At 67.8% G+C, this 12,755-nt stretch carries 14 protein-coding genes and 1 tRNA gene; 5 read left to right on the top strand and 10 right to left on the bottom strand.

Going from position 1 to position 12,755, the window contains the following annotated elements; translation table 11 throughout:
* Positions 1–85, top strand: a tRNA-Leu gene (locus tag IP93_RS08215).
* 66 nt (positions 86–151) lie between these two features.
* Here IP93_RS08215 and deoD read toward each other — a convergent pair.
* Positions 152–865, bottom strand: coding sequence for a purine-nucleoside phosphorylase (gene deoD, locus IP93_RS08210; RefSeq protein WP_144814347.1), 714 nt, complete (start codon positions 863–865; stop codon positions 152–154).
* Positions 862–1,620 (bottom strand): deoxyribose-phosphate aldolase, encoded by a 759-nt coding sequence (gene deoC, locus IP93_RS08205; RefSeq protein ID WP_144814344.1) that lies wholly within the window; start codon positions 1,618–1,620, stop codon positions 862–864. Before deoC ends, deoD begins: the two co-directional genes overlap by 4 nt.
* 157 nt (positions 1,621–1,777) lie before the next feature.
* Here deoC and rnr point away from each other — a divergent pair, with 157 nt between their 5' ends.
* The 4 genes from rnr (at position 1,778) to IP93_RS08185 (ending at position 6,365) form a co-directional block, all read left to right on the top strand.
* Entirely contained in the window at positions 1,778–4,264 is a 2,487-nt protein-coding gene (rnr, locus tag IP93_RS08200; protein ID WP_144814342.1) for a ribonuclease R, read from the top strand.
* Positions 4,265–4,496: 232 nt separating this feature from the next.
* Positions 4,497–5,249, top strand: coding sequence for a 23S rRNA (guanosine(2251)-2'-O)-methyltransferase RlmB (gene rlmB, locus IP93_RS08195; RefSeq protein WP_144814340.1), 753 nt, complete (start codon positions 4,497–4,499; stop codon positions 5,247–5,249).
* Positions 5,250–5,382: 133 nt separating this feature from the next.
* Positions 5,383–5,697, top strand: a complete 315-nt coding sequence (sugE, locus tag IP93_RS08190; RefSeq protein WP_144814337.1) for a quaternary ammonium compound efflux SMR transporter SugE — start codon at positions 5,383–5,385, stop codon at positions 5,695–5,697.
* Complete coding sequence (locus tag IP93_RS08185; RefSeq protein ID WP_144814335.1) at positions 5,694–6,365, top strand: VTT domain-containing protein; 672 nt, start codon at positions 5,694–5,696, stop codon at positions 6,363–6,365. The genes sugE and IP93_RS08185 overlap by 4 nt, the downstream gene beginning before the upstream one ends.
* On the opposite strand, the gene rnt is transcribed toward IP93_RS08185, so the two are convergent.
* The 8 genes from rnt to pstC form a co-directional block, all read right to left on the bottom strand.
* Complete coding sequence (gene rnt, locus IP93_RS08180; RefSeq protein WP_144814332.1) at positions 6,354–7,004, bottom strand: ribonuclease T; 651 nt, start codon at positions 7,002–7,004, stop codon at positions 6,354–6,356. The genes IP93_RS08185 and rnt overlap by 12 nt on opposite strands.
* Positions 7,005–7,054: 50 nt before the next feature.
* Positions 7,055–7,861, bottom strand: a complete 807-nt coding sequence (locus IP93_RS08175) for an HvfC family RiPP maturation protein (protein WP_242006809.1) — start codon at positions 7,859–7,861, stop codon at positions 7,055–7,057.
* A 13-nt stretch (positions 7,862–7,874) separates the two neighbouring features.
* Positions 7,875–8,738 carry an HvfB family MNIO-type RiPP peptide maturase gene (locus IP93_RS08170; protein WP_144814675.1) on the bottom strand — a complete coding sequence of 288 codons (864 nt, stop codon included), beginning with the start codon at positions 8,736–8,738 and terminating at the stop codon, positions 7,875–7,877.
* Positions 8,739–8,769: 31 nt separating this feature from the next.
* A complete protein-coding gene (locus IP93_RS08165) occupies positions 8,770–9,189 on the bottom strand; it encodes an HvfA family oxazolone/thioamide-modified RiPP metallophore (RefSeq protein WP_144814326.1) in 420 nt (139 codons plus the stop codon).
* Between the two features lie 149 nt (positions 9,190–9,338).
* On the bottom strand, positions 9,339–10,046 hold the full coding sequence (gene phoU / locus IP93_RS08160) for a phosphate signaling complex protein PhoU (protein ID WP_144814324.1): 708 nt from the start codon (positions 10,044–10,046) through the stop codon (positions 9,339–9,341).
* A 13-nt stretch (positions 10,047–10,059) separates the two neighbouring features.
* Positions 10,060–10,872, bottom strand: coding sequence for a phosphate ABC transporter ATP-binding protein PstB (pstB, locus tag IP93_RS08155; RefSeq protein ID WP_242006818.1), 813 nt, complete (start codon positions 10,870–10,872; stop codon positions 10,060–10,062).
* 31 nt (positions 10,873–10,903) lie between these two features.
* Complete coding sequence (pstA, locus tag IP93_RS08150) at positions 10,904–11,770, bottom strand: phosphate ABC transporter permease PstA (protein ID WP_144814318.1); 867 nt, start codon at positions 11,768–11,770, stop codon at positions 10,904–10,906.
* Positions 11,770–12,741, bottom strand: a complete 972-nt coding sequence (pstC, locus tag IP93_RS08145) for a phosphate ABC transporter permease subunit PstC (protein ID WP_144814316.1) — start codon at positions 12,739–12,741, stop codon at positions 11,770–11,772. Before pstC ends, pstA begins: the two co-directional genes overlap by 1 nt.
* Positions 12,742–12,755: the final 14 nt, after the last annotated feature.

Raw genomic sequence — 12,755 nt, 5'->3', positions numbered from 1 at the left:
GCCCAGGTGGCGGAATTGGTAGACGCACTAGTTTCAGGTACTAGCGGGTAAAACCGTGGAGGTTCGAGTCCTCTCCTGGGCACCAGATTCAAAGGGTAATCCCTTTCGCAAACCCCGCCAACGTGCGGGGTTTCGTGTTTCTACGCCGCGGCTAATCCGGATCCGCCGCCAGCGCTTCCAGCACCAGCGACACCATCGCCGACAGGCCCTGCTCGCGCTGCTCCGGCGCCATGTGTTCATCCCGCTGCAGGTGGTCACTGACCGCCAGCACGGACAAGGCACGGAGACCCTCGCGCATGGCCAGCCCGTACAGCCCGGCCGACTCCATCTCGACCCCGACGATGCGATGGCGTATCAGTCGCTCCATCAGGTGCGGGTCGCCGTCATAAAAGCAGTCGGTGCTGAAGATGGCGGCCACCCGGGCGGGAATGCCCAGCGCCGTCGCGGCATCCGCGGCCGCGCGAAGGAGTTCGAAGTCGGCGCAGGCTGCAAGGTCATGGCCGCCGAACTGCAACCGGTTGAACCGCGAGTCCGTGCTGGCCGACTGGGCCAGCAGGATGTCGCCCAGCGCGACATCGCCCACGCCGCCGCATGTGCCCACGCGCACGATGCGTCGCACCCCGTGGAAGCGCACCAGTTCGGTGGCGTAGATCGCGCAGGAGGGAATGCCCATGCCGCTGCCCAGCACCGAGATGCGTTGGCCGCGGTAGGTGCCGGTGTAGCCCAGCATGTTGCGGCGGGTGTTCGCCTCCGTCGCGTCGCTGAGGAATTCGCGCGCGATGTGGCGGGCGCGCAGCGGGTCGCCCGGCAGCAGCACGGTGGGGGCGATCTGGCCGGGTGCGGCGTCGAGGTGGGGCGTGCTCATGCGCGGTCGTGTCCGTGGAGGGCGTCCAGCAGCGCGGTGAACAGCGCGCTGGCACCGACGCGGAAATGGTCGGGGGTGGTCCAGCCAGGGCCCATCCGCGCATCCACCAGCGCCAGGTAGGGCGCCGCATCGTCAAGCGTGCGCAGGCCGCCGGATATCTTGAGGCCGCAGCGCCCACCGGACGCCTCGATGGCGTCCAGCATGGCGGCCGCCGCAGGCAGCGTGGCGCTCACCGCCGTCTTGCCGGTGGAGGTTTTGAGGAAATCGACACCGGCGTCGATGCCGATCTGGCTGGCCTGGCGGATCAACGCCGCGTCAGACAACGCACCCGTTTCCAGGATCAGCTTCAGGACGGTGCCGCTGCCACACGCCTCGCGGCAGGCGACCACGCCGTCGCGGGCGCGCGCCACATCGCCGCGCAGCAGCGCGTGGTAGTCCAGCACCATGTCGATTTCGTCCGCGCCGGCCGCGATGGCGCGACGGGCCTCGCGCTGGATGCGGGCAGGGCTGCCTTCGGCGTCCGGAAAGTTCACCACGGTGGCGACACGGATGCCGGCTTCGCCCAGCGCGCGGCGGGCGGTGGTGACGTGTTCCGGGTAGATGCACACGGCGGCCGGAGCAGGATCGGCCGACCGCGCCGCCGCGCACAGCGCTTCGATCTGCTGCGCTGTGTCGTCGTCGCCCAGCCGGGTGAGGTCCAGCAGTGGAAGCAGCTGCCGGGCGAGGTCGTGGGCGGGGTCTTGGTTCGAAGGCATGGCAGGCACCACTGGGTGGACTTGGGCAGGCTAGGGCGGTGCGCTCGCGCAGTCCTTGATTTGCGGCAACTCCGGTGGCCGACCGTTCGTGGCGACGTCGGTCGAACCAGGACATGCCGCGACGCCGCGTTCATGGCGATGTGAGACCATTCGTGCCATGACGAAAAAATCCACGGGACGTGGCAAGGGTGGCGCAGGCAAGGCCGGCGCTGGTTTCAGCGGTACCGGCAAGCCGACCGGGGCGGGTGGCAAGCGCCAGGGAGATCGCGGCGCGGGCGCCGGCAAGGCGACCTCGGCCAAGCCGGCGGCCAAGCGACCGGGTTGGATGCCGGAGCCGGTGTCCAGCGGCATCAAGCCGCGCACAGCCGCCACGACGCCCGCACGGGCCTCGCGTGCCGGGGGTCCGGGGCAACGTGACCCGTTTGCCGACCGCGAGGCCGCGCGCTATGAGCGCCCCATCGCCAGCCGCGAGATGATCCTGCAGCTCATCACCGCCGCCGATGGTCCCATGGACGCCGCCACGCTGGCCGAACGCCTGGGCCTGACAGATGCGGACCGCTTCGAAGCACTGAGCAACCGCCTGCGGGCCATGTTGCGCGACGGCCAGCTGCTGCAGAACCGCCGCGGCGGCTTCGTGCCCGCGCAGCGGCTGGACCTGATTCCCGGCATCGTCATCGCCAATCCGGACGGTTTCGGTTTCCTGCGTCCGGATGCGGGCGGTGGCGACGACCTGTTCCTGCCGCCGTTCGAGATGCGCAAGGCGATGCACGGCGACCGCGTGCTGGCCAGCGTGACCGGCGTGGACCGTCGCGGCCGCCGCGAGGGTTCCATCGTCGAGGTGCTGGAGCGCCGCCTCAACCGCCTGATCGGCCGCTTCACCGTCGAGGCGGGCATCAGCTATGTGGTGCCCGACGACCGTCGCATCCAGCGCAACGTGATGATTCCGGCCGATGCGCGGATGGACGCGCAGAACGGCCAGCTGGTGGTATGCGAACTGGTACAGGCGCCCGATACCAACCGCCCGCCGATCGGCCGCGTGCTGACCGTGCTGGGGGACCGCCTGACCGCCTCGCTGGCGGTGCAGGCCGCGATCCATGGCCATGAACTGCCGCACGAATTCCCCGCCGCGGTATTGGCCGAAGCGGCCGCGGTACCGGTGGACGTGCAGCCGGCCGAGATCGCCGGCCGGGTCGACATCCGACAGCTGCCGCTGGTGACCATCGACGGCGAGGATGCCAAGGACTTCGATGACGCCGTGTATTGCGAGCCCACCCGCAACGGATTCCGCCTGGTGGTGGCCATCGCCGACGTCTCGCACTACGTGCGGCCCGGCATGCCGCTGGACGACGAGGCGCAGAAGCGGGCCACGTCGGTGTATTTCCCCGGCTTCGTGGTGCCGATGCTGCCGGAGACGCTGTCCAATGGCATCTGCTCGCTCAAACCCAAGGTGGACCGCCTGTGCTTTGTCTGCGACATGCAGGTCAACCGCAAGGGCGAGGTCACGGAGTCGAAGTTCTACGAAGCGGTGATGCACTCACACGCGCGCCTGACCTATACCCAGGTCTGGAACGCGGTGGGCGACGGCATCCCGGAGGATGCGCATGAGGACGCGCTGGGCGTGATCGGCTCGCTCCTGCCCCAGGTCCAGCGCCTGCACCAGCTTTACCAGGTGCTGTCGAAGGCGCGCGAACGCCGCGGCGCGATCGAGTTCGAGTCCAGTGAGGTGCGCTTCGTGCTCGGGCCCAAGGGCGAGGTGGTGCAGGCCGGCATGCTGCAGCGGAACGACGCGCACAAGCTGATCGAGGAGTGCATGATCGCGGCCAACGTGGAGGCGGCGAAGTTCGTGATCGACGCCGACGTGCCAGCGCCATTCCGTATCCACGAACGCCCGCCGGAGCAGAAATACGCCGACTTGCAGGAATTCCTGAAGGAGTTCGGCCTGCGCATGCCGGCGTGGGGGCAGGTGGAGCCGCGCGATTTCACCCAGTTGCTGAAGAAGATCCGCGAGCGCGCCGACGCCGCCCTGCTGGAATCGGTGCTGCTGCGCAGCCAGAGCCTGGCGGTGTACGCCACCGGCAACGTCGGCCATTTCGGCCTGGCCTTGGAGGCGTACGCGCACTTCACCTCGCCGATCCGCCGCTATCCCGACCTGCTCCTGCACCGTGCGATCAAGCACGCACTGAGCGGGGTGCGCCCGGAGAAGTTCAAGTATTCGCCCAGTGAGATGGCGCAGCTGGCGCTGCAGTCCTCCGAGCGCGAACGCCGTGCCGACGAGGCCGAGCGCGAGGTGGACGAGCGTTATCGCGCCGCGTGGATGGAACGCCACGTGGGCGGCGAGTTCTCCGGTGTGATCAGCGGCGTGACCAGTTTCGGCCTGTTCGTGGAGCTCGACGATTCCAAGGTCAACGGGTTGATCCACGTGACCCAGCTGCCGTACGACTACTACCACTTCGACCCGATCCGCCGCACGCTCACGGGTGAGCGCATGGGCCGCGAGTTCCGTCTCGGCGACCGGGTGGACATCGTGGTGCTCAAGGCCAGCGTGGAGGACCGTCGCATCGACTTCCGCCTGGTGGAGGAACGGGGCGTCAAACCCCTGCCGCCGCGAGGACAGCCGGCCAAGCGGGTGAAGCAGAAGTACTGACTCCCGGCGGCGGCCGATTGTCCGCAGGAGGGCTGCGGACGGGACAGGGTAGTTGGCAGTCCGTGAAGCAGTCGGGGGCGGTCGTTGCCTGGGGCGCTGCGGCGTGTGGGCGCAGGTGGCCGGGTATCGGTCACCCCTCGGGAGAATGTGGGAAAATGGCCGGCCCGGCCGCCACTGGCGGCCCCCACGCATCGCCGCAGTTCCCTGTAGCGGCCCGTCCCCCGGAACCCGAATGAGCCAGAAACAGTGGATTGCCGGCATCAATGCCGTCTCGGCCGCGCTTGAGCACGACGCCGAGCACGTGCGCGAGGTGCTGATCGAAGCCGGCGCCAAGAACCCGCGCCTGGCCGAGATCGAGAACCGCGCGCAGCGCCTGGACATTGCCGTGCGCAAGGTCGCGACGCAGGCGCTGGACGGTGTGGTGGGCAATCTGCGCCACCAGGGCGTGGTCGCGCGCTATGCCGCGGCCAAGACCTACGGCGAGAACGACCTGGAAGGGCTGGTCGAAGCCGCCGACGGGCGTGCGCTGCTGCTGGTGCTGGACGGCGTGCAGGACCCGCACAACCTCGGTGCCTGCCTGCGCAGTGCCGCCGCGGCGGGTGCCACGGCGGTGATCATCCCCAAGGACAAGTCGGTGCAGGTCAACGCCACCGTGCGCAAGACGTCCGCCGGCGCGGCCGACAGCATCCCGGTGGTCCCGGTCACCAACCTGGCGCGCACCCTGCGCGACCTGCAGAAGCAGGGCGTGTGGCTGTACGGCCTGGCGGGCGAAGCCGAAGCCTCGCTCTACGCGGTTGACCTGCGCGGCAACGTGGCGCTGGTGCTGGGCGGCGAATCCGATGGCCTGCGCCGCCTGACCCGGGAGAATTGCGACCAGCTGGTCAAGATCCCGATGCCCGGCGGCAGCGAGGTGGAAAGCCTCAACGTGTCGGTGGCCGCCGGCGTGACCCTGTTCGAGGCGGTGCGCCAGCGCGTCGCGGGTTGATGGCGCCGGCCGCGCGGTGCGCGGACGTTCATGCGCACGTGGCCATGCTGTCGCCACCCAAGTCGGGAAGCGGGGACGACCCCGCCGCTCCATGCTCATCCGGGGACGGCCCCAGCCACTACGGAGGTGCGTCATGGCTTGGTTCCTGCTGATTGTGGCCGGTCTGTTCGAAGTCGGTTGGGCCATTGGCCTGAAGTACACCGAAGGCTTCACCCGCCTCTGGCCGTCCCTGGGCACCGCCGCGGCCATGCTGGTCAGTCTGGGGTTGCTGGGGCTGGCGATGAAGTCACTGCCGGTGGGCACCGCCTACGCCGTTTGGGTAGGTGTGGGGGCGGTTGGCACGGTCATCCTGGGGGTGCTGTTGTTCAATGAACCGATGAATGCGTTGCGCATGGTCAGCGTGCTGCTGATCGTGGCCGGTCTCGTCGGCTTGAAACTGGCGTCATGACTCCATTCCAGCAACGTCTGGCTTCGCATTGGCGGCAGGCCGTCTTCGTCCTGTTGGGGTTGGCGCTGCTGACCGGATTGCTGTCGATGGACAGCACCAATGCGGCGCTGCATCGGTTGCTGTCGGCGGCCGAGCCGGTGATCGCTGCGCATCCTGTGACCGGCGGGCTGTTGTTCGTGGCGCTCTCGGCGGCGTCGGCGATGCTCGCGTTCTTCTCCAGCGCACTGCTGGTGCCGGTGGCTGTATACACGTGGGGCGTGCCCGTCACCGTCGGCCTGCTGTGGCTGGGCTGGCTGCTGGGCGGTATCAGTGCGTACTGGATGGGGCGTTTGTTCCGTCGCCCGCTGGTGCACTCCGCACGCGCCGCCAAGCTGGTCGATTTCTACGCCGACAAAGTGCCGCGCGAGGCGCATTTCCCGGTCGTCCTGCTGCTGCAGTTCGCGCTGCCCTCGGAAGTGCCAGGCTACCTGTGCGGCCTGTTGGGCGTGCGTTTCCCGGTGTACCTGTCGGCCTTGGCCATCGCCGAACTGCCCTATGCGGTCGGCACCGTGCTGGCGGGGGAAGGCCTGGTCCGCCGCGAGGGCTGGTGGCTGGTGGTACTGGGCATCCTGGCCCTGACGTTCAGCATCTACGCGGCGTGGTTGCTGCGCCGCAGCTTACGTCGATGAGCCGGCGGCCGCGGCGCCCCAGGCATTGACGATGCGGCAGAACAACTGCGCGGTGCGCTCGGTGTCGTACACCGCGGAGTGGGCGTAGGAGCCATCCCAGTCCAACCCGGCGGCCTGCGCCGCGCGGGCCAGCACCGTCTGCCCGTACGCCACGCCCGCCAGCGTGACCGTGTCAAACACGCTGAACGGGTGGAAGGGGTTGCGCTTGTGCCCGCAGCGCGCCACCGCCGCGTTGAGGAAGTTCAGGTCGAAGTGCGCGTTGTGGCCCACCAGGATCGCGCGCTGGCAGCCATGCTTCTTCATCGCCTCGCGCACCGGGGTGAACACCAGGTCCAGCGCGGCACGCTCGTGCAATGCGCCGCGCAACGGGTTGTTGATGTCGATGCCGGTGACTTCCAGCGATTTCGGATCGATCTCCGTCCCGGTGGCCGGGATCACGTGGCTGCTGGTGACCTCGTCGACGACCAGTTGGCCGTTTGCATCGAGGTCGATGGGCGCCACCGCGATTTCCAGCAATGCGTGCCGGTTCCAGTCGAAGCCGCCGGTTTCCACGTCCACCACCACCGGCAGGAACCCGCGGAAACGCGAGGCCATGCTGGGAAAGGGAACGGCGACGGGGGCGTTGCTGGCGTCATTCATCGGGAATAGCGTAGCAGAGGCACCGCGGCAGCCGATCCGTGCCGGGTGGGTCAGGCGCGTTGGGTGCCGACCAGCACGCCATCGCGGCCCAGCTGGGCCAGCATCGTGGCACCCTGGCGGACGAAGGCCTCCACGTCATCGGTGCCGGCTTCAGCGCCCAACGCTTCAAGTTGCTCCCGCCCGCTCAGTTGCGGGAAAGCTTCCAGGCGCTCCAGCAGCCGGTAGGTCAGCGGGCTCAGGGCCTGGAAGTCGATCTGGCCATCGTCACGGCGCAGCAGGAGCAGCAGTGTCGGCGCCGCAGGGGGCGCATCGGGCAGGTAATCGGGGGCCAACTGGTGCACCGGCCAGTGGTAGGCCAGCGGCCAGGCCAGCGGCGAGATCAAAGGCTGGCCGCCGAGCAGGTCGCCGGTGGGGTCGTGGGGCACGTCCGCCGGTGTGGTTTCGTGCAATTGCAGGGCCAGTTCCACCCATTCGTAGTGCGCCAGTTCGCGCAGCCACGCGGGGTCGGAGCGGCCCTGATCGGCACGGGTGTCGAGGTAATGCAGGAACTCGCGCGGCAGTTCGGGGAACAGCGGCGTGCGCGCCGGATGCTCGCGGTAGAAGTCGCGCAGCAGCGCCATCCACGTGGCGTCATCGAGGATGCGCCGGATGACCGGGAAGTTGCCGGCGAGCAGGCCCTGCACGTTGTTGAAGAACAGCTCCCGGTACACCTGCAGGCGGCGTACCTCGATGCCCTCGGGTGCGGGCGCATGGTCTGGGTCGCGGATGTGCCCGGCGAGCGTGCGCAGCGCGGCCAGAGGGTCGGTGGCCGCGTGCGGTGGCGCGTGCCTGGTGGGCATGGCATCGGTCGTCGCCATGGGGTCGCGCGACTCAGGCCGCATGGCGTTGGACAGTGCGATGGGCGGCCGCCAGGTGGCCGCGCACGGTGGCCAGCTCGCCCAGCAATTCATCCAGCGGCGGCAGGTTGAAGTCGCGCTCCAGCAATGTCGGGCGCGGGCCGAAGTGGCGGTAGGTTTCCGCCAGCAGGTCCCACACGGGGTGGCTGACCGGCGCGCCGTGGGTGTCGATCTTCAGGTCCTCGGCCTCGTCGTAATGGCCGGCCACGTGCAGGTAGGTGATGCGATCGCCGGGCATCGCATGCAGGAAGTCCAGCGGGTCGTACCGGTGGTTGGTGGCGTTGACGACGATGTTGTTGACGTCCAGCAACAGGTCGCAATCCGCGCGCGACACCACCTCGTTGATGAAGTCGCTTTCTCGCAGCGCGCCGGGACCACCCTCGGGCAGCAGCGCGGCGTAGTACGAGATGTTCTCCACCGCGATGCGCCGGCCCAGCGCGTCCTGCACCTGGCGAATGCGTGCGACGACGTGCTCGACCGCACCGCGGTTGAACGGCAGGGGCATCAGGTCGTACAGCTGCCCCTGGTCATCGCTGCAGGCGCTGAGGTGTTCGCTGTAGAGCACGCAGCCAATGCGGTCGAGGAACTGTCGCAGGCGTGCGAGGAGCGTGTCGTCCAGTGGTGTCGTGCCCCCCAGCGAGAGCGACAGGCCATGGCAGACGATGGGGTGGCGGACGGCGAGGTCAGCGAAGGCCTCGCCCAGGCGGCCACCCACGCCCATCCAGTTTTCCGGGGCTGCTTCGAGGAAGTCGAAGCTGCCCGGAGGGGCGGCGCGCATCGGGCCCAGCAACGCGCGCCGCAGGCCAAGGCCTGCGGCGTCCGGTGCAAGCCCGTGCATCGCCGCCATGGTTACGCCAACAACCCGCGGCTTACATCGAGCCGCACTTGCCCTCGCCACACTTGCCTTCACCGGCCTTGGCGCCGCCCATCATGCTCTGCTGGTGGGCCTTCATCTCTGCGGCGTCGATGGTGCCGTCCTTGTTGGTGTCCATCCTGGCGAACATCGCGGCATGGCCCGCGTCGAACTCGGCGCGCGTCACCTTGCCATCCTTGTTGGCGTCCATCATGGCCATGCCGTGGCCACGCATCATGCCGCCGCAGTTGCCCGCGGCGTGCTTGGCGCCACACGCCGCCTCGCCCGACTTTTCGGCCTTTCCGGCGGTGGGGGAGCTCTGGGTACCCAGCATGTAGCCCTGCGCCAGCGGGGTGGCGGCAAAGGCGGAGCCAGCGAGGATCAGGCCGCCGGCCAGGGCGGTGGCGGACAGCATCGGCTTCTTGCTGCGGGACATGGTTGGCTCTCCATTGATGCGGCATATGCCGCGTGGGAAGCCAATCCTACTCTGCTTGCGCGACGCTTGGCAGCGTGCAGGGGAGGCGATTCCGCCCCCCGGTCAGGTGACGCCCGCCCAGCGCGTTGCACGCCGGGCGGACCGGGACTTCAGGTGACCGTGTTGCTCAGGTCGCGCTTTTCGCGCGGCGGCAGCGTTTCCTCGCCACGCACCAGGAACCAGACGTTCTCGGCGATGTTGGTGGCGTGGTCGCCGATGCGCTCCAGGTTCTTGGCGATGAACAGCAGGTGGGTGCAGGGCGTGATGTTGCGCGGGTCTTCCATCATGTAGGTCAGCAGCTCGCGGAACAGCGCCGTGTAGGCCGCATCGACGGTGGCATCGCCGGCGCGCACCGACTGGGCCAGGTCGACGTCGTTGGTCCGGTAGGCTTCCAGCACTGCGCGCAGCTGCTTGACCGCCAGCACGCCCAATGCCTGCAGGCCCACGATCTGCGGCAGCGGCGGCAGCAGGTTCAGCGCGGTGGAGCGCTTGGCCGCATTGGCGGCGTAGTCGCCAATGCGCTCGATGTCCGAGGCGATGCGGATCGCGGCCAGGATCTCGCGCAGGTCGCGGGCCATCGGGCCACGCAGCGCCAGCTTCATCACGTCGTGGCTGATCTCGTTCTCAAGCGCGTCGATAGCCTCGTCGTTGGCGATGATGCGCTCAGCGGCCTTGTCGTCGCGGCGGGCCAGTACGTCCAGCGCGGATTCCAGCTGCGCGGCAGCCATCTCGCCCATGCGCAGGGTTTCGTTGAGCAGGCGGCGCTGTTCTTCGTCGTAGCTCTTGACGATATGCTCGTTCATTGGATTGGTGCCCATGGAGTGTGCTCGATCAACCGAAGCGGCCGGTGATGTAATCCTCGGTCTGCTGCTTGGTCGGGTTGGAGAAGATCACTTCGGTCGCGCCATGCTCGACCAGGTCACCGAGGTACATGAACGCGGTGTAGTCCGATACACGGGCCGCCTGCTGCATGTTGTGGGTGACGATCGCGATGGTGTAGTCGTGCTTGAGCTCTTCGATCAGCTGTTCGATGCGGCTGGTGGAAATCGGGTCCAGCGCCGAGGTCGGCTCGTCCAGCAGCAGCACGTCCGGACGCAGGGCCACGGCGCGCGCGATGCACAGGCGCTGTTGCTGGCCGCCCGACAGGCCGAGCGCGCTCTGGCCAAGCTTGTCCTTGACTTCGTCCCACAGCGCGGCCTGGTTCAGCGCCTGCTCCACGCGCACGGCCATCTCCGCCTTCGACAGGCGCTCATGGTGGCGGATGGCGTAGGCCACGTTCTCGAAGATGGTCATCGGGAACGGCACCGGTTTCTGGAACACCATGCCCACCTTGCTGCGCAGGCGGTTCATCGGGTACTTGGCGTCCAGCACGTTCTGTCCGTCCAGCAGCACTTCGCCCTTGGCTTCCATCTTCGGATACAGCGCGTAGATGCGGTTGAACACGCGCAGCAGGGTCGACTTGCCGCAGCCGGACGGACCGATCAGCGCCGTGACGCGCTTCTCGGGGATATCCAGGTTGATGCCCTTCAGCGCGCGGAACTGGTCGTAGTAGAAGTCCAGGTTGCGCGCGGCCAGCTTGACCGGCGCGGTATCGGCCACCGGCGCGTGGTGGGCCGTGGCAAGGTGGATGCGGGCGTCGTTCATGTCCGGGGTCCGGGAATTGGAATAGGCAAATTCAGTCATGGGCCACCTTGTTGCGCGCGACGATGGCGCGCGCGACCAGGCTCACCAGCAGCACGAACAGGGTCAGGACGAAGGCGCCCGCCCAGGCCAGCGTGTGCCAGCTGTCGTATGGGCTCATCGCGTACTGGAAGATCACTACCGGCACGTTGGCCATCGGCGACAGAATGTCGGTGGTCCAGTACTGGTTGTTGAGCGCGGTGAACAGCAGCGGCGCGGTTTCGCCGCTGATGCGCGCCAGCGCCAGCAGGATGCCGGTGACGATGCCCGGCATGGCCGAGCGGTACAGTACCTGCAGGGTCACCTTCCACTGCGGAATGCCGAGCGAGAGCGCCGCCTCGCGCATCTGCGCCGGGATAAGCTGCAGCATTTCGTCGGTGGTGCGCACCACCACCGGCAACACGATGAAGGCCAGCGCGATGGCGCCCGCCAGGCCGGAGAAGTGCCCCATCTGGGCCACCACCAGCGCATAGACGAACAAGCCCAGCACGATGGATGGCGCCGACAGCAGGATGTCGTTGACGAAGCGCACGGTCTCGCCGACCCAGCTCTTGCCCGAGTACTCGGCGAGGAACGTGCCGGCCAGCACGCCGATCGGCGCGCCCAGCACGATGCCGAGCAGGCTCATCACCACGCTGCCGAAGAACGCATTGAGCATGCCGCCCGTGTCGCCGGGCGGAGGGGTCATCTTGGTGAACAGGTCGAGGTTGATCGAAGCCAGGCCCTTGGTCAGCGTGGTCCACACGATCCACACCAGCCAGAACAGGCCAAAGATCGTTGCGGCGATCGCCAGTGCCTGCGCAGCGATGTTCTTCATGCGGCGATAGCCATACAGCGACGCGGTGTTCGACAGCAGGGACATCAGTTGCCCTCCTTCTTGGCCAGCCGGCGGAGCATGAGCCGGGCGATCGAAAGCACGACGAAGGTCACCAGGAACAGCACGGCGCCGAGCAGGATCAGGGCGGAGCGGTACATCTCCGAATCGGCTTCGGCGAATTCGTTGGCGATGGTGGCGGCGATGGAGTTGCCCGGCATCAGCAGTGACGCAGTCAGCTCATGCGCGTTGCCCAGGACGAAGGTCACCGCCATCGTCTCGCCCAAGGCGCGGCCCAGGCCCAGGAAGATGCCGCCGATCACCGCCGAGCGGGTGTAGGGCAACACCACGTCCCACACCACTTCCCAACGGGTGGATCCCAGCGCGTACGCCGACTCCTTCAGCCGGCCGGGCACGGTGAGGAACACTTCTCGCATCACCGACGAAATGAACGGAATCACCATGATTGCCAGCACGATGCCGGCAGTCAGCATGCCCAGGCCGATCGGCGGGCCTGAAAACAGCGGGCCGACGATGGGCCACTGGCCCATGTTGGCATCGATCCACGGGTAGATGTGTTCGCTCAGCACCGGGACGAGCACGAACAGGCCCCACATGCCGTAGATGATCGACGGGATGCCCGCCAGCAGTTCGATCGCCGCGCCCACCGTCCCGCGCATCCACTTGGGTGCGATCTCGGTCAGGAACATCGCGATGCCAAAGCTGACTGGCACGGCGATCATCATTGCGATGAGCGCGGTGACGATCGTGCCGTAGATCGGCACCAGAGCGCCGAACTCCAGCTCCACCGGGTTCCACGCCTTGGAGAACAGGAATCCAAGGCCGAATTTCTGCAGCGCCTCGCGGCCGCCCCACAGCATCGAGAATGCAACGGCGATCAGTGCAACCAGGACAAATATGCCGGCTGCGGTAACCAGCCAGCGGAATCCGCGATCGGCGCGCGCATCCTTGGCGTCGCGATCGCTCAATGCTGCGGCAGGGAGGGTGGTGGCATTCATCGGTCAGGTGAATC

The organism is Aerolutibacter ruishenii (assembly GCF_007830115.1).
In the GTDB taxonomy this organism is placed as follows: Bacteria; Pseudomonadota; Gammaproteobacteria; order Xanthomonadales; family Xanthomonadaceae; genus Aerolutibacter; species Aerolutibacter ruishenii.
The sequence above is the reverse complement of the archived record's forward strand: the minus strand, read 5'-3'. Positions and strand labels throughout refer to the sequence as shown.

What these genes read in the sequence shown, in the direction of transcription:
- deoD (WP_144814347.1), bottom strand. Translation starts at nt 865, where the DNA reads ATGAGCACGCCCCACCTCGACGCCGCACCCGGCCAGATCGCCCCCACC.
- deoC (WP_144814344.1), bottom strand. Translation starts at nt 1,620, where the DNA reads ATGCCTTCGAACCAAGACCCCGCCCACGACCTCGCCCGGCAGCTGCTT.
- rnr (WP_144814342.1), top strand. Translation starts at nt 1,778, where the DNA reads ATGACGAAAAAATCCACGGGACGTGGCAAGGGTGGCGCAGGCAAGGCC.
- rlmB (WP_144814340.1), top strand. Translation starts at nt 4,497, where the DNA reads ATGAGCCAGAAACAGTGGATTGCCGGCATCAATGCCGTCTCGGCCGCG.
- sugE (WP_144814337.1), top strand. Translation starts at nt 5,383, where the DNA reads ATGGCTTGGTTCCTGCTGATTGTGGCCGGTCTGTTCGAAGTCGGTTGG.
- IP93_RS08185 (WP_144814335.1), top strand. Translation starts at nt 5,694, where the DNA reads ATGACTCCATTCCAGCAACGTCTGGCTTCGCATTGGCGGCAGGCCGTC.
- rnt (WP_144814332.1), bottom strand. Translation starts at nt 7,004, where the DNA reads ATGAATGACGCCAGCAACGCCCCCGTCGCCGTTCCCTTTCCCAGCATG.
- IP93_RS08175 (WP_242006809.1), bottom strand. Translation starts at nt 7,861, where the DNA reads ATGGCGACGACCGATGCCATGCCCACCAGGCACGCGCCACCGCACGCG.
- IP93_RS08170 (WP_144814675.1), bottom strand. Translation starts at nt 8,738, where the DNA reads ATGCACGGGCTTGCACCGGACGCCGCAGGCCTTGGCCTGCGGCGCGCG.
- IP93_RS08165 (WP_144814326.1), bottom strand. Translation starts at nt 9,189, where the DNA reads ATGTCCCGCAGCAAGAAGCCGATGCTGTCCGCCACCGCCCTGGCCGGC.
- phoU (WP_144814324.1), bottom strand. Translation starts at nt 10,046, where the DNA reads ATGGGCACCAATCCAATGAACGAGCATATCGTCAAGAGCTACGACGAA.
- pstB (WP_242006818.1), bottom strand. Translation starts at nt 10,872, where the DNA reads ATGAACGACGCCCGCATCCACCTTGCCACGGCCCACCACGCGCCGGTG.
- pstA (WP_144814318.1), bottom strand. Translation starts at nt 11,770, where the DNA reads ATGTCCCTGCTGTCGAACACCGCGTCGCTGTATGGCTATCGCCGCATG.
- pstC (WP_144814316.1), bottom strand. Translation starts at nt 12,741, where the DNA reads ATGAATGCCACCACCCTCCCTGCCGCAGCATTGAGCGATCGCGACGCC.